This is a genomic window from Rhizobium sp. KNZ14-9A (genome assembly GCF_056755015.1).
In genome coordinates, this window is sequence record NZ_JBPGXB010000001.1 from 440,488 (window position 1) to 460,129 (window position 19,642).

Sequence of the window (19,642 nt, forward strand, 5' to 3'; positions counted from 1 at the left end):
GAACACAAAACTGGCTTCACTCGTTCACAAACCGTTGAAAGCCGCAAATTCTTGCGGCAAATTTCAAAGGTCATGAAACGGAGATGAGCATGCAATTTTCATCCGACCTGGAACGCCAGCTCAATGGCTATGGTCTCACCACCGCCCATATCCTTTACCGCATTCCCGATTTCGAATCCCTGCTGCAGACCTATGTCTGGCAGGACTACGATCTGGCGCCCGATTTTCCCGAGATGCACAAGTTCCTGGACTTCTGGCAGGAGAGCCTCGATGGCCCGCTGCATTCCGTCCGCTACAGCCATCAGCGCCTGATCGGGCCGAACGAATGGCGTCGTGTCGAAGGCGAGTTCAAGCTGAACTGAATCTTGAATCCGGATTTTCCACTTCCTAGTTCACGTGATGATCGGGGCTTGATGAGCCCGGTCGCTTTCCCACGTCTGCATGGAGTGAGACCACATGGAAGAGACCATCAATATCATCAGAAGCGCCAGCATCCCGGAGAGGGAAGAGATCATCATCGATTTCGCCCGATGGCTTGAGACCGCTTCGCAGGAGGCTCAGGTCTATGGTGAAGGGCGGTTCGCTTTGATGTCTGCCAATATGGCGGAAGCGATCCGCATAAACGCCGATGAACTCGCACGCGACAATCCCGAAACGACTGAGCGGGTATTGCAACAGGCGTGCGCAATGATCTCGCAGTTCAAGGCGGCGTACCCGCATCGCGTTCTCAGTCGTGCAGTCCATTAACCGGGCGTCCCAACTCGTCACCGGTGCGCACGATATTGGACGGCGCACCGAGAGGTTCTTTCTTGACTACACAAGGGAAGCGCATCCAGTCCTCGCGGCGTGCTGAATATCGGAGGCGACAGGACAAGGGCGCTCCTGAGCTCGGCTCGCGGGCGGTAAAAATTTTTGTCTGAGCAGATCTCGAATCAGGAAATCGGCAAAACACAAATTGAATTCCACCCCCCGCTGAAATCAGGGCTGGCTTTGCCGGGAGCGCCGCTTTTGGCACTCCCGTACCCTCGTTGCTCCTAGGATATGGCTATGGCAACGTCTTACGACTACGCACCTCTCTACCGCCCGAGCGTTGGCTTCGAGCGGGTCTTCGATCTCTCGAAGGCAGCCATCAGACCTGAGCCATACCCCCATCAACGGCTATTTCTGCACCGGTGGTAAAACTGCTCTCGTCGCTCGCAAGGAAGAGGGCAGCTGCCGCCACCTCATCAGGTCTGCCCATACGTCCGAGAGGGATCATACTAGACAGTGCGTCTCGAACCTCCTGTGAGGTCCTTGCCATCATCGCCGTATCGGTCGGTCCAGGGCTGACAACGTTGACGCGAATGCCTTTGGGAGCAAGTTCGTTTGCCCATGTGCGAGTAAACGATCGGACTGCGGCTTTCGTCGCACCATAGACACCATATCCTCTTGTGCCGATATCGCTCGCAATCGAGCCAATCAGCACAATCGTACCGCCGGGCTGCATGATGTCGATGGCACCCTGTACCGCAAATACAAGGGATCGGACGTTCAGGCCAAATGTCCGATCAAAATGATCTTCGGAAATCTCATCAAGGGGTGCGTATTCGGATAGGCCCGCGTTCACGACAAGCACATCGATGCGGCCTTGTTCCGATCGGATCTGCTCAAAGACGCGCTGAAGATCGGCGTTGTTACTGGCATCCGCCTGGATCGCGTAGATGCTGCCCATGCCGGTTAAGTCTGGTTGGCTCTCCGCGCCCTTGCGGCTGGTCGCGTAGACCTGCGCTCCCTCGCTGGCGAACCTTTGAGACACGGCTCCGCCGATGCCGCCGATACCGCCGATAACGAGGGAAATCTTGTTTGCTAATCTGGTCATGTTAACTCCACCAACAATGATGAAGCTAAGGTATATCCTCTATACCTACGGTCAATTACGCACTATATGTAAAGCAGATATCGAGGAGTATACCCATGTCCGCAGTGAAAGAAGGTCCGCTCATCAAAGCTTGCTCGTCTCATAGCCACAAGGCTGTCTCTGCAGAGGCGTTGCTGGACGTTGAGAAGGCGCGGCCCGTGCTTGAGCAGATCGCCAACAAGTGGTCGGTCTTGATCCTGACCGTCTTGTGCACCCGGCCATCGCGCTTCAACGAGATCATGCGGCGCCTGGACGGGATCACTCACAAAGCACTCGCCGACGCATTGAAGCGCCTGGAGCGCAATGGCCTCGTTCGCCGCGACGTGCTTACCACGACAACGCCGGTCGGTGTCGAATATACCATCACCGCGCTCGGCCGCTCCCTTCAGCAACCGTTCGAGGCGCTCTACGCTTGGTCCATGACCTACGGTCCGGAGCTTGAGCGCGCGCAAGAAGAATACGATAGGGTTCGAGACTAACTCGACTGATAGAGAACTTCGCCAGGATGGGAGGCAGTACATAGGCCCCGAACCAGTCCGCTGATGAAATGCGCAGACTGCCTTTGAGATTCTGCTCCGCCCTGCAAGCCGGCGTTTCACTGCCAGTGCACCCTCTTCCATCTGCTCCGCCAGCCCGATGATCCCGTTGCCCTCTTCGGTCAGTACGAGAGGACGGTAAACTCCGACTTTGGAGCGCTGGATGTACAGGTGTGGAAGATCGACGGCAGTCACGCCCTCTACATCTCGCAGGCCCTTGCCGTTGCGAAGGTTATCGAGGGAGCAGCCAAAGCTACCAAGTAACATAGGATAGCGGCTCGCAATTGCAGCGCCTCTCTATGGGCTCGCTAGCTGCGTCGCGTCTGAGGACGTTACGCAGCTCCTTTGGGACTTGACCATTTAAAGTTAACGGCGAGCCCGGATGGCTGCTTGACGGCTAAATCGGCCCCGCCTGGGAAGCGATATCTTGCTTCAATTGGCCATGGAGGTCTCGGAGAACGGCCATGCCGTGTTCAGGCGCACCCGCCACACTTGGCCCATGGAGATAGTCTTGTTGATTTGACTGGCATGGCGCGCGATCGGTCTGCCGACCATGACGCCTGTTTCTTATGTTGTCTGCGACAGCGAACTCAGATGAATGAAAAGGGAGCCATTCGCGACCTCAATTTTCTTGAGGAGATCCGCGCTGACTTCGTCTCTTGTCACCGCTTTAAAATGACGCCACTTCTGGTTTGTGGCGTCCGCAGGTATTGCCTTTCCTTCACGCAAAAACAGCGTCAAGTCGGGTTCGTCATCCGATTTGTAGATGCAAATCCTCATCGCCGTCCCCGTTTTGCAGTGCAAAATATTGTGCGCCGCAATGTCAATGATGGCAAACATATTTTGCCGGATAAGCGAAAATCGTGACCGGTCAGAGTAGATGCTATCGAGATCGCCGGCGGCGCTTAGAGATAAGGAGCACCGAGTTAGCTGACTGATGGAAGAAAGATCGAAAGGGAGGGGCCTCGCCGCCACCTGTGCGTCCTGCTGCCTCAGAACAACCGCTAAGCGGATAGGCGAAGGCGCTAACCAGCGAGATAGCAACTCAGCGAGTGTTCTAACATGCGTATGCGTCTCTCGGCCAAGCGGTGCCCGTGCGAATACGTGAATCGGTGATTGCGCATATGAGATGGGCCGGTGAATGAGGAGAGCCAGACACTCCCCGTCACGCACCTGTGACGGACCCAGAAGTTACCAAATCCCTAACATGTTGATTTATAGAGCTGCTGCATTTGAATATTCTGTTGCCGCCCGGCAACAACCTGTCGCCTTTGGCGCAGTACGGGTCCCTTTGTGATAAGCCGATCTTGCCTGACAGGCCGAACCGGCGCAAAAAAGCACATCCTTAAATCGTATTGATATTAGCAACAACTTTATGGAACCAGGCATGAGCGGCGGTGCTGTTGGTAAAGGGAATATCGGAAAATGGAGGCTTCTTGCGGGTGTCAGCGCTGCGGCGCTGATCATCGCCTGCGGGCTCGCCTCGGTGGCATCGGCGCGGGAATACCTGGTCGGCAACGAGACAGAACTGCGAAACGCCATTACGGCGGCGAACACAGATGGCGATAGCAGCGCAATTATCAAACTGACATCTACGTTCCCGCTTAGCGGCACAGTCCTTCCAACCCCTGCCAAGCCGATCACTATCGACACGCAGGGCTTCACACTCACCGGCATTCAGATGTCGACGACAAACGGCCATGCGTTGACCTTCTCCGGCACAATTATCGGTGCCACGGCGCAACGCGGGATATATCTCAATAGTTCGCTTGTTGTTTCCTCGCTAATAAACAACGGTTCAATAACTGGGGGAGCCAACGGAACATCCACTACTAGCGCCGGTGTTAGTCTGGCTGGCCCGACGACCTTCGTTAACAACGGGACGGTGGCCGGCGGATCCAATTCGCTTGGCGGGCAAGCCGGCTTTGGTCTCCAGGCCAATCGAGGCTCCACCATCACCAACTATGGCTCGGTTCACGGCGGCGACGGCGGTCCAACCGGGTTCGGTGGGCCCGCTGTGTTCCTGGGCGGGATCGGAACAGTCAACAGCACACTGACCAATTACGGTACGATCCGTGGCGGCGATGGTGGGACGGCATCGGGGGTTGGCGTGGAAATGCGTCGCAACGGAGAACTTTTAAACCGTGGCACGATCGAAGGCGGCAGCAACGCCGCAGGCGTGACGGTCGAAACGACGCCGGGTGCCTCGATCGTCAATAGCGGAACGATCCTCGGCGGTCTTACGGCTAGTGGTCGAACGGACGCCATCGCCACGGACGCGACGTCCAGCCTGAACCTCGAACTTAATGCAGGCTCCAACATCATCGGCAATGTCGTCGGCAATACCACGTTGTCAGATACGCTTCGGCTCGGCGGCACGGGCACCGGCAGTTTCGACGTTTCGGCAATCGGCGCTGCCCAGCAATACCGGAACTTCGACACGTTCGAGAAGACCGGCACCAGCACCTGGCTGCTGACGGGCGTCGCCACCACCGCGACGGACTGGACGATCTATGACGGAACACTGCTGATCGGCGACCACAGCGCCGCTTCGAGCATCATCGGCGATATCACCAACTTCGGCACGCTGGGCGGCAGCGGTACCATCTTTGGTGACGTCACGAACTCGGGCACGGTCTCCCCCGGCAATTCGATCGGCACGCTGACGATATCGGGCAACTATATCGGCAATGGCGGCACGCTTCTTATCGAAAGCGTGCTCGGCGGCGATGCCTCGCCGACCGACCGCCTTGTCGTCACGGGCAACACGTCAGGCACGACCAGCGTCAAGGTCACCAATCTCGGCGGCGGCGGGGCGCAAACCGTCGAGGGCATCAAGATCGTCGATGTCGGCGGCACCTCGGCCGGGACCTTCTCGCTGCTCGGCGACTATGTTTTTCAGGGAGATCAGGCCGTTGTCGGCGGTGCATACGCCTATCGGCTCTACCAGAACGGCATCGCAACCCCGGCCGATGGCGACTGGTATCTTCGCTCCGCACTGGTCAATCCGACCGCGCCGGGCGCATCCGCAGCGCCACTCTATCAGCCCGGTGTTCCGCTTTACGAAGCCTATCCGCAACTCCTGCTCGCTCTCAACGGACTTTCCACGCTGCAGCAGCGCCTCGGCGACCGCTATTGGCCTGGGGATCGCACGGCAGCATCGGCCAAAGGGCCTGACAATGTCTGGCTGCGCACCGAGGGGACCCATGCCGGCCTCCAGCCGGACACAAGCACGAGCGGCACCACCTATGACTACGATCTGTTCAAGCTGGAGGGAGGTCTCGATGGCGAGCTCTACCAGGACCAGGCCGGCCGGCTGATCGGCGGCCTGACCGTCCATTACGGCACGGTTTCCGGCGATATTGGCTCGGTCTACGGCGATGGCGATATCGACACGAGAGGCTATGGGGTGGGCGCGACGCTCACCTGGTATGGCGAAAACGATTTCTACGTCGACGCCCAGAGCCAGCTCACCTGGTATGACAGCGACCTGAAATCCGATCTCGTCGATGGCGCCATGGAGAACGGCAACAATGGCTTCGGCTATGCGCTGAGCCTCGAAGCCGGCAGGCGCTTCGCAACCTCCGGGTCCTGGTCGATCACGCCCCAGGCGCAACTCGTCTATTCCTCCGTCGACTTCGACAGTTTCGACGACCGGTTCGGCGCACGGGTTTCGCTTGATGACGGCGACAGTCTGGTCGGACGGCTCGGGATGGCACTCGACCGCGAGGAGAGCTGGCAGCGTGCCGATGGCCAGACGGCGCGCGCGAAAATCTACGGCATTGCCAATCTCTACGGCGAGTTCCTGGATGGCACGGCAGTCGATGTCTCCGGCACTGGTTTCGAAACGAAGAACGACCCGGTCTGGGCAGGCCTGACGCTTGGCGGCTCTTACAATTGGAACGACGAGCGCTATTCGCTCTATGGCGAAGTCGCGGCAAAATCCTCGCTGAAGGACTTCGGCGACAGCTATGCGCTCAGCGGCACCGCCGGATTGCGCGTGAAGTGGTGAGAGATAGACTTTGCTGAAGTAGAACATAGCGGCAGGTCTGGTGGGGCCGCGCGCTAGCTCGTAGGGCCTTGAGTCGAAAGAGGGCGAGCCCCCTCCGCGCGTTCCCAATTTGTAGACGTGGAAACCTGTCGATCGTTCTAGGAAATAGGGCTTGCAGCCCAAAACCGATGCAAGCCCTTCATGCTCGGTCCCCGACACGCATCTGGTCACGGTATCACAACTCAACACCCGCAACACCGGCGTGACATCCACAGTCGTGATGCCGGGTGGTGGATCGCGCGACGTACCATGTGCTGCATGTGATCCCGTCAAGACTAAAGCGCCCCGCGATCCAGACGCCGTAGCTCTTGCTGCACGATAAAGTTCCAAATCCGAAGAGGAAATTTGCAGAGGTGGACCGCGCAACGACTGCCAGGGCTTTGAAGGGATCCATCACAGTGACGGTTCGCCGCGCGATCCGGACATCTAACAGCGTATCCGGCGAAAAGTTCCGACTTACTTTCGGCGCGCTTTCTCAATGTTTCTTCGGTATCACGTGGGATCGGTCGCAATCGGACCGCCGAGAGTGCCTAGATGCTCGGCCCGGAATTGTGTCGAATTCTCGAACGCGGGCCTCGATGATCGAGCGCTGCATGGTGAGAACGGCCGTCCAAGATTGAAACAGCGGCGCTCCTTTTTCGGCATGCGATCCCGCGGGCGCGGCAACCTTCTCAAGAAAGCTATCCGCGCCTGCTCGCAGGCAGGCCGCCTCCGGGAGCCAGATCGTTCCCTGGGAGCGAGAGACTGTTCGCAACTGCCCTGAGACCGTGGCGTCGCAGCTGAGGACTTGCAGACACCTACGACATAGTCTTTGCAGCCAGCATCGCGACGCCGGAGAAAAGCCGCCACAGCGCCAGCAATATCCCGAAAACAAGATATAGGGTCGCGCCGGAAAGCGATATCCCGAAGGGAACGATCATCCTGTAGACGTAGGAGGCCGGTGCAAAGTCGAGCAGCCAGACATGCTCCCCGAACATTAAAAGGTCGCTCGTCTTCTCCACGCCGAACACCCGGCGCTTGATCAGGCTCGCCCAGTATTTGGTTGATCGAGGAGCAAGATTGGTACGCCCTGATCGAAACTCGCTACCGGCTTTCCAAGCATAGCATTTGACCGTTGGGGGCACCAATTGATGGGGAGAGGATAGGTCTGTTATGCGACCGTTCCGTACGATATTCTCGGCGGATGAAACTCAGCCAGACCATACGGTTTTGTACCTCCGCCGACGGCACCCGCATCGCCGTCGCGTCTTGTGGACAAGGCCAGGTGATCCTGCGGGCGGCGCATTGGCTCAGCCACGTCGACTATGATCTCGAGAGCCCGGTCTGGCGGCCCTGGCTCCGGGCGATGTCTGCCCGGAACCGTTTTGTACGCTACGACCCGCGCGGCTGCGGCCTGTCGGACCGGCATGTATCTGACCTTTCGCTCGACGCGTGGCACGCCGACCTTGATGCCGTGGCTGCTTCGATCGAGGACCCGCGCTTCGTTCTCCTCGGTCTTTCACAGGGCGGCGCACTCGCTATCGTGTATGCGCTGAGGTATCCGGAGCGGGTCTCGCATCTGGTTCTCCTAAACGCGTATGGCCAGGGTGCCAGGACGAGAGCTCAGACTGAGGCCGAGCGGCTGGAAGCCGAAACACTTGTCAATTTCGTTCGCATCGGCTGGGGACGAGACAATCCAGCCTTTTGTCAATTTTTCACCAACCTTTTCATCCCCGACGGCACGCCTGAACAGCATCGCTGGTGGGGTGATCTGGAGCGCCTGACTGCAACTCCTGAGGTTGCAGCGCAATTGCTTTGGCAAATGCAGGGGATCGATGTGCTGCAGCTTGCGACGATGCTTCGTGTACCGACATTGATCGCTCATAGCCGTGGCGACGTGCGCGTGCCGTTCGACCAGGGCTGCAAGCTTGCCGCTGCAATTCCAGGCGCCAGCTTCGTGCCGTTAGAGAGCAAGAACCACGTGCTCTTGCCAGATGAGCCCGCATGGAGCGTATTTCAGGCAGAACTCGCTGCTTTTCTCGGGCAGGACAGCCCCGTACGACCGCGCGCCATCAGTGAGGCGGATCTCACACCCGCCGAGGCGGCCCTTCTCGACCTCGTGGCGGAAGGTCTCGACAACCGGGCGATCGCAGAACGGCTCGGCAAGAGCGTCAAAACCGTACGAAATCAGCTATCGGTGATCTTCGGCAAACTCGGGGTGCATAGCCGCTCGCAGGCGATCGTCATCGCGCTCTCCAATTAGTCCCCGACAGCTAGCTGCTCTCTGTGCGGCGGACGGGACGTATGTCCCTCCAATCAGCGGGATTGTTCGCCGCTGCGGGACGATCGCCTCATGTTCCTGGAGGCGACTTGTTCCATCCTCGGCGTCACGGATGGCAAGACGCCGTCCAAGGATGAGGAGGAATGCGAGATGTCGGAACTCAACGAAACAGCTCTCAATGAGCTGGTGGGCCGGGTCCTCGGCGATCTTGGCGGCGCAGTCAGCGTGCCGCTGGTACGGATCGGAGATGCGCTCGGGCTATATGCGACCCTCAGGGAGATCGGCCCAGCGAAGGCCGACGAACTCGCCGAGGCTGCGGGCTGTGCGCCGCGCTATGTGCGCGAGTGGCTGGCAGCCCAGGCGGCTTCGGGGTATGTGCATTACGAGCAGGGGCGCTTCTCGCTGACGCCCGAGCAATCTCTCGTGTTTGCCGCACCGGACAGCCCGGCCAATCTGATCGGCGCGTTCGATACCGCCGCTGCGATGGTGGAGAACCAGCCGAAGGTACAGGCCGCCTTCAAGACCGGTAGGGGTGTGGCCTGGGGCGATCAGGCTGGCTGCATGTTCTGTGCCGTCGCGCGGCTCTTCCGCCCTGGTTACGTCAATGCGCTTGTGCAGGATTGGCTGCCGGCGCTCGACGGCGTCGTCGACAAACTGAAGAAGGGCGTGAAGGTGGCCGACGTCGGATGCGGGCATGGTCTATCGACGATCTTGATGGCGCAGGCGTTCCCAGACTCGCGGTTTACGGGCTACGACTTCCATCCGGGCTCGATTGCCGCTGCGACTGCGCATGTCCAGGCGCACGGATTGACGAATGTCCATTTCGAAGTCGGCCGGGCGCAGGATTTCGAGGGTCGCGATTTCGATTTTATCACCTGCTTCGACTGCCTGCACGACATGGGCGATCCGAACGGCGCGGCGGCTCATATCCGACGTGCACTGAAGAACGGCGGCACTTGGATGGTCGTGGAGCCCATGGCCGGGGATACGCTGGAGGAGAATATCAACCCAGTGGGACGGCTCTATTACTCCGCCTCGACGATGATCTGCGTTCCGACCTCGCTTGCTCAGGAGACAGGTCTCGCGCTTGGTGCGCAGGCAGGAGAACAACGTTTGTCCGACGTGATCCGGTCGGGCGGTTTCACCCATGTTCGACGGGCGGCCCAGACGCCCCTCAACATGATTCTCGAGGCAACTTAATGTCGGGGTCGCCGTCTACGGCCAGAAGGACGCGCAATCTCGGGCGTTAAAGCGATCGACCGCAAAGTCCGGTGTTCCTTAGATTCCCTGCAGGGCGAAGCGAGGGCTGACCGCCTTCGACCGCTTCAGGGCGTGATACACTGCTTCGGCAACGCCTTATCAGCATAAACGCTTAGTCTGCAGTTTGATCGGCTTCGAGTGTACGGACGACCACGCCGTTTCGGACATTTTGTGTTCGCATGATAAACTGCCTCGTCATCGTGACGCTGGAGGTGTTTGGCTGCCAGGAGTTTTCACTTCGATGTCGCCGTCGCTCTTTGAAGCAAGGAATAGATTCGAGTGTCTTTTGGAACCTCGACGCAAAATTCCCACCAACTCTTCGCCACTGTGGTCTTCCCCGTGATCACGAATTGGAAGCTTTTGGTCGGGCTGGCGCTGGCCTGGAAGCCAGCGCCAGCTCTCGACCGCGTGTGGGTTTCATAAATGGACGTTATGTCTCGACGTTCGCCCTATCAAGCGCTTAGCTCGTTTGAGTAAGGCGTCGCCGTCTCCGATCGCTTCACGACCGTGCACCTCGTAGCGTCAAGCGTTACGACCTTAACCGCGTTCGGTCAGCCACACCGCTGCGGAATTGTGCGGCAGCATCGGAGGTGACTATGGACTGGTAGTCCGGTAATCGGTATTGCGAATGTCCCAGCATATCACCAAACCATCCCGTGGATTCTTCAAGGCTTTTTATATTGAAAAAAGTGCAACGCAATTTTGCGGTCGAGTACAAAACCGGCAGGCGAAAACTCGAATTCCAGGTCAAACTCGATCTGGGGCAACATGGATCTAAAATCCGTTGCTCGCGATATTGAGAGAGAGGCAATCCCATATCTCTCAGGCATCTCTCAGAGTGGCAAATCCGACCGCGAGGTGTCTTTACCGGAGCGAGATCAGGCCGAGTCGTTGTTGACACCGCTTTCCGGGACGTCGACAACTGAATCAATGACGCAGGAGATGGGCATGGCCGACGAGACTGATACGATCACAAATGCCGACGTACTGACCGTTGTCGAAACGTCCGATGCGCCGAAGAAACAGCGCAAACCCCGCGCCAAGAAAGCCGCGGCACTCGAAACGGCATCAGCTGACGCAACGGCAGAGCCATCAGCTGCTCCGACCGGCGCCGTTGGCGAGAAAAGGAGAGGTCGTAAGGCAAAGGTGATCGAAGCTGCGTCCAGTAACAAACGTGGACGTGTGAGCCGTGCCGCAAAGGCTGTGCAGACAGCCTCGGCCGTGCCGATGACGGTGATCGATGAGATGGCAGATCTCTTGCAGTTGGAAGAGGAGAATCAACGATTGCGCAAGCTCCTGTCTGAAAAACTGCGCGCCGAAAATGCCGATCTGCGCAAACGGCTCAAGCTCGATTGATATAAGCAGCCGGTCAATCGCCGAACGCCCGGCCACTTCCTGCAGGGTTTTCACCCCGCCCGGCTTGAAGGGTCTTCACGTTTCTGTCGATCACCTTGACGATGTTCGCAAGCTGGGCGTTCTTCTTGGCGAATGCCCATTCCGCCGAGGACATGCGGATCGTTGCCTTGGGGAAGGCCAGCTTCCCGTCCTTAGCGAGGCCGCCCATGTGGTCGGGATGCGAATGGGTTATCAGAATGTCGGTAACCTCTTCCGGTTTGGTGCCTGCCTGAGCGAGGGACTGCTGCAGCGCCCCACCAACCCCAGTATCGATCATGATCACGCGCTTTGGCGCTTTCACCAACAACGCGTCCACGCTCAGCGTGACGGTATCGGAGGGCGCTCCTGCTGCTTTGAGTACTTCACCAGTTTCCTCTGGGGAGTGTCCGACACCGAAGACCTTGCCGTCGTTCGGCAGTACGAACTGGGCGTCGTGCTATAATTCAAGGAGCTAGGGCAGGGGTTGGATACTGCCCACCAAGTTTCCAACTGTTCCCAGACGGGCAAGCTACGCCGTTGAATCGCGCCATACCGTCGAGCGATTGCCGACTGGTTACAAATCCGAGACAGCCGTCCGGTCCATCGTTACTGGGATCGATCTGTTCGATAACGCCCGCGCTGCCTGTCGATGGGTTGGCCCAAGCGAGCGCAGTTGCGCCGACAGCACTGCGACCGACTGTATCTGCGATCACCGCTTGATCAGTCAAGGGCGCCTGGTGCGGGATTGCTGATTGGGCGAGGGGCGTCTCGAGCGGCTCGATATGTGAGCATGCCGTCAAAGCCGCGATGCCCATTGCCGAGATGAAGTGCTTTGGATTCATCGCCCGATAAAGCGTTTTGCTTTTGGTATTTCAAGTTACTTATAGTTCACGTTCTGGCGAGGTTTCAGTGATTGCCTTTGCCGGAGAATGCTCCGGCAGCGCCGCAGCCGCCGCTTCTTGCGCAAACGCTGACAAAGACTGGCCCTTTGGGGCATTGGCGAAACTTGATTTTCTTGACAGAGCGACTTCAAGGACGACAGGTCGCCACTGATCCTTACCTGCGCGAATGCCCATGCCGTGCAGATTTTTCGCGTTTCCGTCAATATCGATGAAGCACGCAGAATATCGCGAGGTACGACCCCAAGCAGCCTGCCAGGACGGGTTCGATATCACCGTTTGGCGCGCGGTACAGCAAACGATGGGTTAGCGGATCAACGATTATTCACGAATGAGCTGTGAATTGCGCTCGCAAACGAGATCAGCTCGTTCGGCTCCATAGCTAACATGGTGAAGCGCCCTGTGGCAGTTCGGACAAATCGCAAGCATTCTGAACTCTATCGCTGCCGCCGTCGGCAAGCTTCTCCCTATGACGTAGGATAATCATCGCCCGGAGCGGTCGTGAAGGGCGCTGGTGTGCGGCAGCACTCGCAACGGCCGCGCGTCCGCTTCAACGCGTACGCTTTGACCCCTGGGTCTTCTTAGAGGGCCGACTATGCCCTGAGGGTAGGGCAGGTAGGGCACGGTGAAGGAGTGCAGTCTGGGCAATGTCACTGTACCTCGGCCGGAAGCAGATTCAGAGTGACTAAGTCGGAAGTCTATCCCGCTCGAAATCTGTTGACGACGAGGACCCTTTGGCCTATTGAACAAGACATCGATATTTGCTTGCTGAGCTTTGGTTACCGCGCGATTGGCAACGCGCCTTGAACGAACCCCTCTTTCAAAAATCGCTATCTTCCGCAGCGCTTTGGCGTTGTGGTTCCTCTATTGCTATGAAAGGGTTCTCATGACCACTGGCACAGTTAAATGGTTTAATTCCACCAAGGGCTTCGGCTTCATTCAGCCCGACAATGGCGGCGCCGATGCGTTCGTTCATATCTCTGCTGTCGAGCGCGCCGGAATGCGCGAACTCGTGGAAGGGCAAAAGATCGGCTTCGATCTTGAGCGTGACAACAAGTCGGGCAAAATGTCGGCCTGCAATCTCCAGTCGGCTTGATTAAACACTGCTTCCCTTTGACCACGGATGTACTGGCACTGGTTGAAGCAACTTATCGAAACGAGGCCAGGCAATTTGCCTGGCTTTTTGTTTATCGCCTTCCAGCGAGCCCATCCGGATCGGAACTCCCATGACAGAGACATACAGCAAATCCCGCCAGCGGGCGGAGGTTGCCTTTGGCGACGTCCAAAAGCAGTTCTTCGCCAAGGATAAAGCAGTCGAAGAACTCGACGCCTTTGTTCTTGCACGGGAGGCGAAGACATTGCGGCTTCGCGAGGCGCGCCTTTCGAAAGAACTTCAGGACCGAGCGTCAGTAACGTCCGCGCTTCTTGCAAAACGCGCCAGAGCGCGCTGATCCCAAGCAACACAATCCAGGACGAAAATTTGAAAAACGCACGAAACAAAGAGCTATCAGATCGGCGCGCCGCAGCGGCGGATGCCAAGACAGCTCTTCTCAATGCCTATCGCGCTGCAAGGGCTGCAGCCGAGCCTCTGCGAGCGACAAGAGAGGCTGAGCGCCTCGCTGCCGCTTCCGCCAGGGAACAAAGGCGCCAGGAGCGCGACCGGCTCAAGCTCGCAGAGCAGGAACGGCGGAATGCGGAAGCCAGCGAGCAACAAGCCGCCGCGGACGCGGTAGCTCAAGGCGCAAACGAAGCCCGCGTCGCAGCCGAGAACGCCCGGATAGCGCGGGTGATCGAGGATGAGGCGGCGCGAAAGGCTGAACGCGACCGTCGTTATGCCAACCGTAAAGCGAGACAAGCTTAGCCTTCCGCTCGATGATCCGAGCTGCCGACGCCGTCTCATCGCGACTCGCTGAAGGTTCTCACTCACACCACAGGAGCCTCCGATGGCACCCGATACGAAGGAACTTCAGGCGATCAACACTGCCTGGCAGATCGCGATCCAGGAGATCTTGCGCATGGTCATCCGCGACATGTATCATGCCGGCGGGGAAGCCGCGTTCAAGACGCATATTAAGCGGATCGAAGAAGCAGCTGTCGACAGCATCTATACGGATCTAAGGCTTCGCGGAACCGATGAATGGACTGAGGTTCTGGTCAAGGAACGGGCGAGCAATTTCGTCACCACCCTGCTGACGTCATTTACCTACGACCGTGCGTGACCCCGCTTGGTGCCCACGGACCAAGTTGGCACAGGTTTCGCGGGGCCTTGTCCTCAAGGGTGGTCGCCGGCGATCTCATGAACTCTGAACAAGCCTATCGAGTCCCAGACAAGCCGATGCTAGGCCACGTCACGACGATGAGGCGCCGCTTGCCTCATCGTGCTGGCACACAATTCGGTCGGTCGGATCTTCTAGCATCAATAAGGGCGGTCAGATCGAGTCTCACGAGCCCAAACCGGCCTTTCTCAAGCGACTGCATGCTCCCGAGTTCAACCACGTCGATGCATAGCTCCCGCCAACGGGCCGCAAGCTGCACTTGGGTAAAGGGCTTGGCGAGCCTGACCATAGTTGTGTCGCCCCTTCCGGCAGTTCGGCATACCCGGTGGCCAGCACTAGGTGCCACGCGCCGGATCTCGTCTGCAAGCTGTGAGCCGGTCATAACCGGCATCGCGTAATTGGTAACGATCGATCGCAGGGGCCATCTTAAGAGCTTCTAAAGCCTCTTGGGCTGAATTCGCCTCGACAGCGGTATCCGACCTCGCACCTCATCCATCGTGCCATGTGGGATTGGTGCGAGAAGCCGGCCGAAAGGGCTGCTTCGCTAGCACTCACGTCGCCCTCCCTCCGTCGCGGGCGATGCCCATCGCTTGCTTGATGCCATGGCGACGATGCGAAGTGCTGGCCCCCGCGCCGCGCGCCAGGGTTGGCGATCGTGAGCGCTTGATCGACGTTGGCCTCAACGAAATCAATTAGAAGGCGCAGTTGCCTGTCGGAGAGGCACGTCCGCGCTTGGTATGACCTGGGCCTGGCTGAGCCGCCATGTGAGCTGTTTCTTGCGAGGGACCTCGGATGGTGTTCGACGGCATCGCCACGCTCGTGACCCCGCGCATGATCATGTGGTTCATCAATGATGAACGCGGTGCTCGGCGTTCCGCTTCCGCGTCGCCGCCGCCTTCTTTGCCGAAGCCGAACGGTCTGCGGCCGATTGCGACGCTGGAGCTTTGCCGCCTTTCTCGCCGGCTTTGTGGCCTGCGGGAGGTATGCTTGCCTTGCCCTGAACCGCCAGCCTCCTTGCCACCGCCATCATCCTTGTTGACAGTCGCCCAGGCTGGGCGCTCGGCCTCCTTCCCGGATCCGCCGCGGTCTTCGTAACTTCGGCAATGTGGTCCGCCCGCGTTCCTGCTTGTCTGTGTGATTGGACTTGTCACCACGGCGCATGACATTCCTCCTTCGATAATAAGGACGAACGAAGGTTCAGAAAGTTTGCTCCACCGGAGGGCTTACAGGAACCAAAGGAGCAAACGGGCGTTCGCAGACAGTCATTATCGCGCAATTTTGCGAAAGCATCAGGTGTCATCATGAGCGACAAAACCTTCTTGAACGATCCTCGCGATCTCTATCCCGCGCCCCCTTTTCCGGTCCAGCCGCAGCAGGCGCCTGGCCTCGCCCGCAAGATGGATCCCGTGCCGGATCACGGTGAGCAAAGCTATCGGGGATCGGGAAGGCTCACGGGCCGCAAAGCCCTCGTCACGGGCGGGGATTCCGGCATCGGGCGTGCCGCGGCCATCGCTTTTGCTCGCGAGGGCGCCGATGTCGCCATCGCCTACCTCCCGGATGAAGAAGCGGATGCCAAAGAGGTGATCGGCCTTATCGAAGCCGAAGGCCGCACATCGCTCGCCCTGCCGGGTGACATCAAGGACGAAGCATGGTGCCGTGAACTGGTCGAGAAAGCCGTTTCACGGCTGGGCGGTCTCGACATTCTCGTCGTCAATGCCGGCCGGCAGCAATATCGCGAGAAGATCGAAGATCTCTCCAGCGAAGATTTCGATAAAACGATGAAGACCAATCTCTATGCGCTCCACTGGATCGCACAGGCTGCGGTTCGTCATATGCCAGCAGGAGCGGCGGTGATCACGACAGCTTCTATCCAAGCCTACCAGCCGTCTCCGATCCTGCTCGACTACGCCACGACCAAGGCTGGTATCGTGGCGTATACGAAAGCGCTCGCCAAGCAACTGATCGAACGTGGCATTCGCGCCAATGTTGTCGCACCGGGCCCAGTTTGGACAGTTCTCCAGCCGAGTGGCGGCCAGCCAGACGAGAAGGTCAAGAACTTCGGCAAGGACAGTGATTTTGGTCGTCCTGGCCAGCCGGTCGAGCTGGCTCCCGTCTTTGTGCTCCTCGCCTCTCAGGAAGCGAGCTTCATCAACGGCGAGGTTTACGGTGTCACCGGCGGCAAAGGCGTCGCCTGATCGGAACGACTTTTAGGTGAGCATGTCGCACGTACCAGCTTTGATACATGTCTCCGCGGGTGTCCTGAATATTGCCTATTACGAGTCAGGTCCAGCGGATGGCATGCCAACGATCCTGCTTCATGGCTTTCCCTATGACGCCATGCCTATGACGACGTTGCGATGACCCTCTCGACATCGGGAAGCCGTTGCATCGTGCCTTTCTTGCGAGGGTATGGCCAGACCCGGTTTCTGTCGCAAGAAACGCCGCGCTCCGGGGAGCAGGCGGCACTGGGCGCCGATTTGTTGGCACTGATGGACAGCCTGTCGATCGAAAAGGCGATCCTTGGAGGATACGACTGGGCTGGCCGCGCCGCCTGCATTGTTGCCGCGCTATGGCCGGAAAGGGGGCTGGGACTGGCGCCGGGGCTACCTACAGCAGCCAGGACATCGTTGGCGCCGTCAATCCGGGTTCGCCCGATCGGGAGGCGCGCGACTGGTACCAATACTATTTCCATACGGATCGGGGCCGCAAGGGCTTGACCCGCGAACCGGTCGATCGGACATGGCGTTCCGCTCCTCAAATGCAAACACGTGCTCTCACCGATAACGGCCTCGGCGTCATCCAGTTTAGTCCAGGAGGCGCGTGGTCCTCGTATGCTCCCGGCCAAAGGCAAATTTCTCGACGCCAGCGGCTGTCGGCCTTTCACGTGCCATGAGGTAGGCCGATGATGTATGGCCATGTGCAGGAGCTTTGGCGGCGTAGTTCTAGATCCCCGTTGAAGCGTCGTCGCCTTCCCAGAGTGATGGCGTGGAGCCGCAATTGAGATTTGCAGAGGGCATCGGCATCCCAGTGGTTGAATTCTGCCTCGGCAGTGCCCGGGCTTGGATGTCTTGATCTGATTGACGGCAAGCCATCAGGCGCCATCTTGATGGCACCCGATTATTGGCTTATATCTGGCAAAAAGGAGAACCACCACAAATGGCCGCACCACAACTCTCTGTCCGAAGCTCAAAGGCAAGGGATCTGGCTCACAGGTTAGCGCGCCGTGAAAATCGTTCGATTGCCGAAGTGGTTGAACGCGCGCTTGAAGCCTACGAGACCCGTGAGGCGGGGCGCGAGCCTGCTTCTAGTTTCTATTTGCGTGTAAACGCGCAAGCTGCCACAGACATTGATCTGGATGCCGTGATCCGTGAAAACCGTCATCCTCATCGAGGCATCGAGGTTTGATATTTCTCGACACCAACGTCGTCTCCGAAACTTTAAGGAAGGCTCCAGGCGAAGCTGTCATGGCTTGGCTGGTTCGGTTCGATGCGGAACTGGCGCTGCCAACCGTGACAATCGCCGAGATCGCTTTCGGTATCCAGAAGATTAGGCCCGACCAGCGGGCCGATCGTCTGGAGCAGGGTCTGGCGGAGTGGCGTCGTCGGTTTGCCGATCGGATCTTTGGGCTGACGGAAGAAGCCGCCCTCGCTTATGGGGAAATCATGGCGGAGGCAATTCGTCGAGGGCGCGCAATGTCAGCACCTGATGGAATGATCGCTGCAGTCGCGCGAGTGAATGGCGGGCGCCTGGCCACACGCAATCTCAAGGATTTCGAAACGACGGGTCTCGATCTCCTGTGCCCGTGGGACTTCTGACCGTTCCTATTCCAGTCTCTGGTTGCCCGTCACGTCCGCATAGACCGCCGCCAGCCACGGTCTCGCCCGCGACGCCGAATCGCTGATCGAGCTTCTGGCCCAGTTCAAGCTATCTGGTCCGCGTCAGACTTCTGTCGTGCGGCCCATCCAGAGCCGGGACATACCAGTGGCCTCGCCAGCGTGCCCTTAGCCGCAAGGTCGCACCCGCCGTCACCGGGTATGCCGCGGTGGCCTACGATGCTTTGCCTCGACGTTGGTCAGCTGTCATGCGCGCTGCGGGCATAGGGATTATAAGCATAGCCGGAATGGATATGCTGCTGGCTCGGGCGGGACCGCGTCGGTGCTGTTTGGCAATACCAACCGCGTAGGCTTTTAACTTTCAGGTCTCGGCACGGGAATCTGGACCAATGCTTTTGGGTACCGGTCCATGTTCTCGCTATGCGCTACGCTGTGCGATTTTGGGGAGAATCGCTCGCTTTTCCTTGGGGGTCTTGTCGTGTGGCTGACTTCAGTTCTCGCCCGTGGGCTGAATCCGGAAGTCCGAGGCTAAAACGTGAATCGCTGCCTTAGCGGTGCGTCGTTTGCCCAACCGCGAGCTAGGCAGTCCTTTTCACTGACTCCATCTGCGCTTTAAAATGCGTAATTCCTAAACTAGTGTCGTTCAGGCCGGCGAGCACGGGCAAAATGATCGGTTGTTGCAATTTTGAGCTTAGAGAGTTCGATGGTGTCGGGCCGTCCTATTCCAGTGTCTGGGGCAAATCGAGAAATCGACAGAATGCGTTGGCGAGCTGCATTTGCTTCGGCGTCTTGCATGGCTGATGTCGGGCATAGCCAGCGTGCGCGGCGGCAACCAAGGTGAGGCGCGTCTCATCCTGATCGCTGCGTTATAGCCAGCATCTTCCATTGCTTGTGGATGGCTCTATTAGAGAGGCCGCATAAACGGCCTCCCCATCGCTTCCTGCTGTCTTAGGGTGAAACGCGGCCACCACCGGTTGGCGTCTTGATCATCCACGGCTGAACCGCAGGCTGCTTCATCAAGATACCCTTCTTATTCCCGAATGCCCGAACGGCATCGCGTGCTACCTCAAGCGGCTTATGTCCATCATGGGCCATGTAGCAGGTCTTGATGGTCGCCTCATGGACGAAATCTCGGGCGTTCTCCGGCCAGTTTTCGAGAAAATCGATGGCGTCCGCCAGAGACAATATCTCTCGAATCAGGCCTTCCCGTTCCTTCAGATAGACGGGACGATTAAAGTTGGCGTTCATTGCTACCT

Annotated in this window: 19 protein-coding genes and 5 pseudogenes; 17 read left to right on the forward strand and 7 right to left on the reverse strand. The window is 58.5% G+C overall.

What is annotated here, in order from left to right; genetic code table 11:
• The first annotated feature begins 89 nt into the window (after positions 1–89).
• From ACR9ZQ_RS02310 to ACR9ZQ_RS02320, 3 genes and pseudogenes are all read left to right on the forward strand, one after another.
• Positions 90–362: an usg protein gene (locus ACR9ZQ_RS02310; RefSeq protein ID WP_113321192.1), complete on the forward strand. Its 273-nt coding sequence runs from the start codon at positions 90–92 to the stop codon at positions 360–362.
• A 94-nt stretch (positions 363–456) separates the two neighbouring features.
• Positions 457–747, forward strand: a complete 291-nt coding sequence (locus ACR9ZQ_RS02315) for a hypothetical protein (protein WP_113321193.1) — start codon at positions 457–459, stop codon at positions 745–747.
• A 300-nt stretch (positions 748–1,047) separates the two neighbouring features.
• Positions 1,048–1,134 (forward strand): annotated as a pseudogene (locus tag ACR9ZQ_RS02320) (Hsp20 family protein); the annotation flags it as partial.
• Here ACR9ZQ_RS02320 and ACR9ZQ_RS02325 read toward each other — a convergent pair.
• Positions 1,130–1,858: an SDR family oxidoreductase gene (locus ACR9ZQ_RS02325; protein ID WP_113321194.1), complete on the reverse strand. Its 729-nt coding sequence runs from the start codon at positions 1,856–1,858 to the stop codon at positions 1,130–1,132. The pseudogene ACR9ZQ_RS02320 and the gene ACR9ZQ_RS02325 overlap by 5 nt on opposite strands.
• A gap of 95 nt (positions 1,859–1,953) precedes the next feature.
• On the opposite strand from ACR9ZQ_RS02325, the gene ACR9ZQ_RS02330 reads away from it, so the two are divergent.
• The gene (locus ACR9ZQ_RS02330; RefSeq protein WP_113321195.1) at positions 1,954–2,376 is read left to right on the forward strand and encodes a winged helix-turn-helix transcriptional regulator; all 423 of its coding nucleotides are present in this window, start codon (positions 1,954–1,956) and stop codon (positions 2,374–2,376) included.
• Between the two features lie 10 nt (positions 2,377–2,386).
• On the opposite strand, the pseudogene ACR9ZQ_RS02335 reads toward ACR9ZQ_RS02330, so the two are convergent.
• Positions 2,387–2,700, reverse strand: a pseudogene (locus tag ACR9ZQ_RS02335) (hypothetical protein); the annotation flags it as partial.
• Between the two features lie 327 nt (positions 2,701–3,027).
• Between ACR9ZQ_RS02335 and ACR9ZQ_RS02340 the strand changes: the two are divergent.
• Together ACR9ZQ_RS02340 and ACR9ZQ_RS02345 are read left to right on the forward strand one after the other, a co-directional pair.
• Positions 3,028–3,300 (forward strand): hypothetical protein, encoded by a 273-nt coding sequence (locus tag ACR9ZQ_RS02340; protein WP_481426744.1) that lies wholly within the window; start codon positions 3,028–3,030, stop codon positions 3,298–3,300.
• 520 nt (positions 3,301–3,820) lie between these two features.
• Positions 3,821–6,445 carry an autotransporter family protein gene (locus tag ACR9ZQ_RS02345; protein ID WP_481426745.1) on the forward strand — a complete coding sequence of 875 codons (2,625 nt, stop codon included), beginning with the start codon at positions 3,821–3,823 and terminating at the stop codon, positions 6,443–6,445.
• A gap of 836 nt (positions 6,446–7,281) precedes the next feature.
• Here ACR9ZQ_RS02345 and ACR9ZQ_RS02350 read toward each other — a convergent pair.
• Complete coding sequence (locus ACR9ZQ_RS02350) at positions 7,282–7,485, reverse strand: hypothetical protein (protein WP_481426746.1); 204 nt, start codon at positions 7,483–7,485, stop codon at positions 7,282–7,284.
• Positions 7,486–7,667: 182 nt separating this feature from the next.
• Here ACR9ZQ_RS02350 and ACR9ZQ_RS02355 point away from each other — a divergent pair, with 182 nt between their 5' ends.
• The 3 genes and pseudogenes from ACR9ZQ_RS02355 (at position 7,668) to ACR9ZQ_RS02365 (ending at position 11,360) form a co-directional block, all read left to right on the forward strand.
• Positions 7,668–8,726, forward strand: a complete 1,059-nt coding sequence (locus tag ACR9ZQ_RS02355) for an alpha/beta fold hydrolase (protein WP_113321489.1) — start codon at positions 7,668–7,670, stop codon at positions 8,724–8,726.
• A gap of 168 nt (positions 8,727–8,894) precedes the next feature.
• Positions 8,895–9,944: a class I SAM-dependent methyltransferase gene (locus ACR9ZQ_RS02360; protein WP_481427270.1), complete on the forward strand. Its 1,050-nt coding sequence runs from the start codon at positions 8,895–8,897 to the stop codon at positions 9,942–9,944.
• Between the two features lie 740 nt (positions 9,945–10,684).
• Positions 10,685–11,360, forward strand: a pseudogene (locus ACR9ZQ_RS02365) (transcriptional regulator).
• Between the two features lie 13 nt (positions 11,361–11,373).
• Here ACR9ZQ_RS02365 and ACR9ZQ_RS02370 read toward each other — a convergent pair.
• Positions 11,374–11,715, reverse strand: coding sequence for an MBL fold metallo-hydrolase (locus ACR9ZQ_RS02370; RefSeq protein WP_481426747.1), 342 nt, complete (start codon positions 11,713–11,715; stop codon positions 11,374–11,376).
• A gap of 127 nt (positions 11,716–11,842) precedes the next feature.
• Positions 11,843–12,220 (reverse strand): RT0821/Lpp0805 family surface protein, encoded by a 378-nt coding sequence (locus ACR9ZQ_RS02375; RefSeq protein WP_481426748.1) that lies wholly within the window; start codon positions 12,218–12,220, stop codon positions 11,843–11,845.
• Positions 12,221–13,163: 943 nt separating this feature from the next.
• Here ACR9ZQ_RS02375 and ACR9ZQ_RS02380 point away from each other — a divergent pair.
• The 4 genes from ACR9ZQ_RS02380 to ACR9ZQ_RS02395 all read left to right on the forward strand — a co-directional run bounded on the left by ACR9ZQ_RS02380 (position 13,164) and on the right by ACR9ZQ_RS02395 (position 14,496).
• Positions 13,164–13,373: a cold-shock protein gene (locus tag ACR9ZQ_RS02380; protein WP_113186317.1), complete on the forward strand. Its 210-nt coding sequence runs from the start codon at positions 13,164–13,166 to the stop codon at positions 13,371–13,373.
• Positions 13,374–13,503: 130 nt separating this feature from the next.
• A complete protein-coding gene (locus ACR9ZQ_RS02385; protein WP_481426749.1) occupies positions 13,504–13,728 on the forward strand; it encodes a hypothetical protein in 225 nt (74 codons plus the stop codon).
• Positions 13,729–13,757: 29 nt separating this feature from the next.
• On the forward strand, positions 13,758–14,138 hold the full coding sequence (locus ACR9ZQ_RS02390; protein ID WP_113322098.1) for a DUF6481 family protein: 381 nt from the start codon (positions 13,758–13,760) through the stop codon (positions 14,136–14,138).
• Between the two features lie 82 nt (positions 14,139–14,220).
• Positions 14,221–14,496: a hypothetical protein gene (locus tag ACR9ZQ_RS02395; RefSeq protein ID WP_113186314.1), complete on the forward strand. Its 276-nt coding sequence runs from the start codon at positions 14,221–14,223 to the stop codon at positions 14,494–14,496.
• 904 nt (positions 14,497–15,400) lie between these two features.
• Here the strand turns inward: ACR9ZQ_RS02395 and ACR9ZQ_RS02400 are convergent.
• A pseudogene (locus ACR9ZQ_RS02400) lies at positions 15,401–15,714 on the reverse strand (plasmid stabilization protein).
• Between the two features lie 140 nt (positions 15,715–15,854).
• Between ACR9ZQ_RS02400 and ACR9ZQ_RS02405 the strand changes: the two are divergent.
• The 4 genes and pseudogenes from ACR9ZQ_RS02405 (at position 15,855) to ACR9ZQ_RS02420 (ending at position 18,368) form a co-directional block, all read left to right on the forward strand.
• On the forward strand, positions 15,855–16,748 hold the full coding sequence (locus ACR9ZQ_RS02405) for an SDR family oxidoreductase (protein WP_113322096.1): 894 nt from the start codon (positions 15,855–15,857) through the stop codon (positions 16,746–16,748).
• Positions 16,749–16,770: 22 nt separating this feature from the next.
• Positions 16,771–17,269 (forward strand): annotated as a pseudogene (locus tag ACR9ZQ_RS02410) (alpha/beta fold hydrolase); the annotation flags it as partial.
• Positions 17,270–17,709: 440 nt separating this feature from the next.
• On the forward strand, positions 17,710–17,958 hold the full coding sequence (locus tag ACR9ZQ_RS02415) for a type II toxin-antitoxin system VapB family antitoxin (protein ID WP_113186312.1): 249 nt from the start codon (positions 17,710–17,712) through the stop codon (positions 17,956–17,958).
• A complete protein-coding gene (locus ACR9ZQ_RS02420; RefSeq protein WP_113186311.1) occupies positions 17,955–18,368 on the forward strand; it encodes a type II toxin-antitoxin system VapC family toxin in 414 nt (137 codons plus the stop codon). The genes ACR9ZQ_RS02415 and ACR9ZQ_RS02420 overlap by 4 nt, the downstream gene beginning before the upstream one ends.
• Before the next feature lie 966 nt (positions 18,369–19,334).
• Here ACR9ZQ_RS02420 and ACR9ZQ_RS02425 read toward each other — a convergent pair.
• The gene (locus ACR9ZQ_RS02425; RefSeq protein ID WP_113186310.1) at positions 19,335–19,634 is read right to left on the reverse strand and encodes a DUF982 domain-containing protein; all 300 of its coding nucleotides are present in this window, start codon (positions 19,632–19,634) and stop codon (positions 19,335–19,337) included.
• Between the last annotated feature and the right edge of the window lie 8 nt (positions 19,635–19,642).

What these genes read in the sequence shown, in the direction of transcription:
- ACR9ZQ_RS02310 (WP_113321192.1), top strand. Translation starts at nt 90, where the DNA reads ATGCAATTTTCATCCGACCTGGAACGCCAGCTCAATGGCTATGGTCTC.
- ACR9ZQ_RS02315 (WP_113321193.1), top strand. Translation starts at nt 457, where the DNA reads ATGGAAGAGACCATCAATATCATCAGAAGCGCCAGCATCCCGGAGAGG.
- ACR9ZQ_RS02325 (WP_113321194.1), bottom strand. Translation starts at nt 1,858, where the DNA reads ATGACCAGATTAGCAAACAAGATTTCCCTCGTTATCGGCGGTATCGGC.
- ACR9ZQ_RS02330 (WP_113321195.1), top strand. Translation starts at nt 1,954, where the DNA reads ATGTCCGCAGTGAAAGAAGGTCCGCTCATCAAAGCTTGCTCGTCTCAT.
- ACR9ZQ_RS02340 (WP_481426744.1), top strand. Translation starts at nt 3,028, where the DNA reads ATGAATGAAAAGGGAGCCATTCGCGACCTCAATTTTCTTGAGGAGATC.
- ACR9ZQ_RS02345 (WP_481426745.1), top strand. Translation starts at nt 3,821, where the DNA reads ATGAGCGGCGGTGCTGTTGGTAAAGGGAATATCGGAAAATGGAGGCTT.
- ACR9ZQ_RS02355 (WP_113321489.1), top strand. Translation starts at nt 7,668, where the DNA reads ATGAAACTCAGCCAGACCATACGGTTTTGTACCTCCGCCGACGGCACC.
- ACR9ZQ_RS02360 (WP_481427270.1), top strand. Translation starts at nt 8,895, where the DNA reads ATGTCGGAACTCAACGAAACAGCTCTCAATGAGCTGGTGGGCCGGGTC.
- ACR9ZQ_RS02375 (WP_481426748.1), bottom strand. Translation starts at nt 12,220, where the DNA reads ATGAATCCAAAGCACTTCATCTCGGCAATGGGCATCGCGGCTTTGACG.
- ACR9ZQ_RS02380 (WP_113186317.1), top strand. Translation starts at nt 13,164, where the DNA reads ATGACCACTGGCACAGTTAAATGGTTTAATTCCACCAAGGGCTTCGGC.
- ACR9ZQ_RS02385 (WP_481426749.1), top strand. Translation starts at nt 13,504, where the DNA reads ATGACAGAGACATACAGCAAATCCCGCCAGCGGGCGGAGGTTGCCTTT.
- ACR9ZQ_RS02395 (WP_113186314.1), top strand. Translation starts at nt 14,221, where the DNA reads ATGGCACCCGATACGAAGGAACTTCAGGCGATCAACACTGCCTGGCAG.
- ACR9ZQ_RS02405 (WP_113322096.1), top strand. Translation starts at nt 15,855, where the DNA reads ATGAGCGACAAAACCTTCTTGAACGATCCTCGCGATCTCTATCCCGCG.
- ACR9ZQ_RS02415 (WP_113186312.1), top strand. Translation starts at nt 17,710, where the DNA reads ATGGCCGCACCACAACTCTCTGTCCGAAGCTCAAAGGCAAGGGATCTG.
- ACR9ZQ_RS02425 (WP_113186310.1), bottom strand. Translation starts at nt 19,634, where the DNA reads ATGAACGCCAACTTTAATCGTCCCGTCTATCTGAAGGAACGGGAAGGC.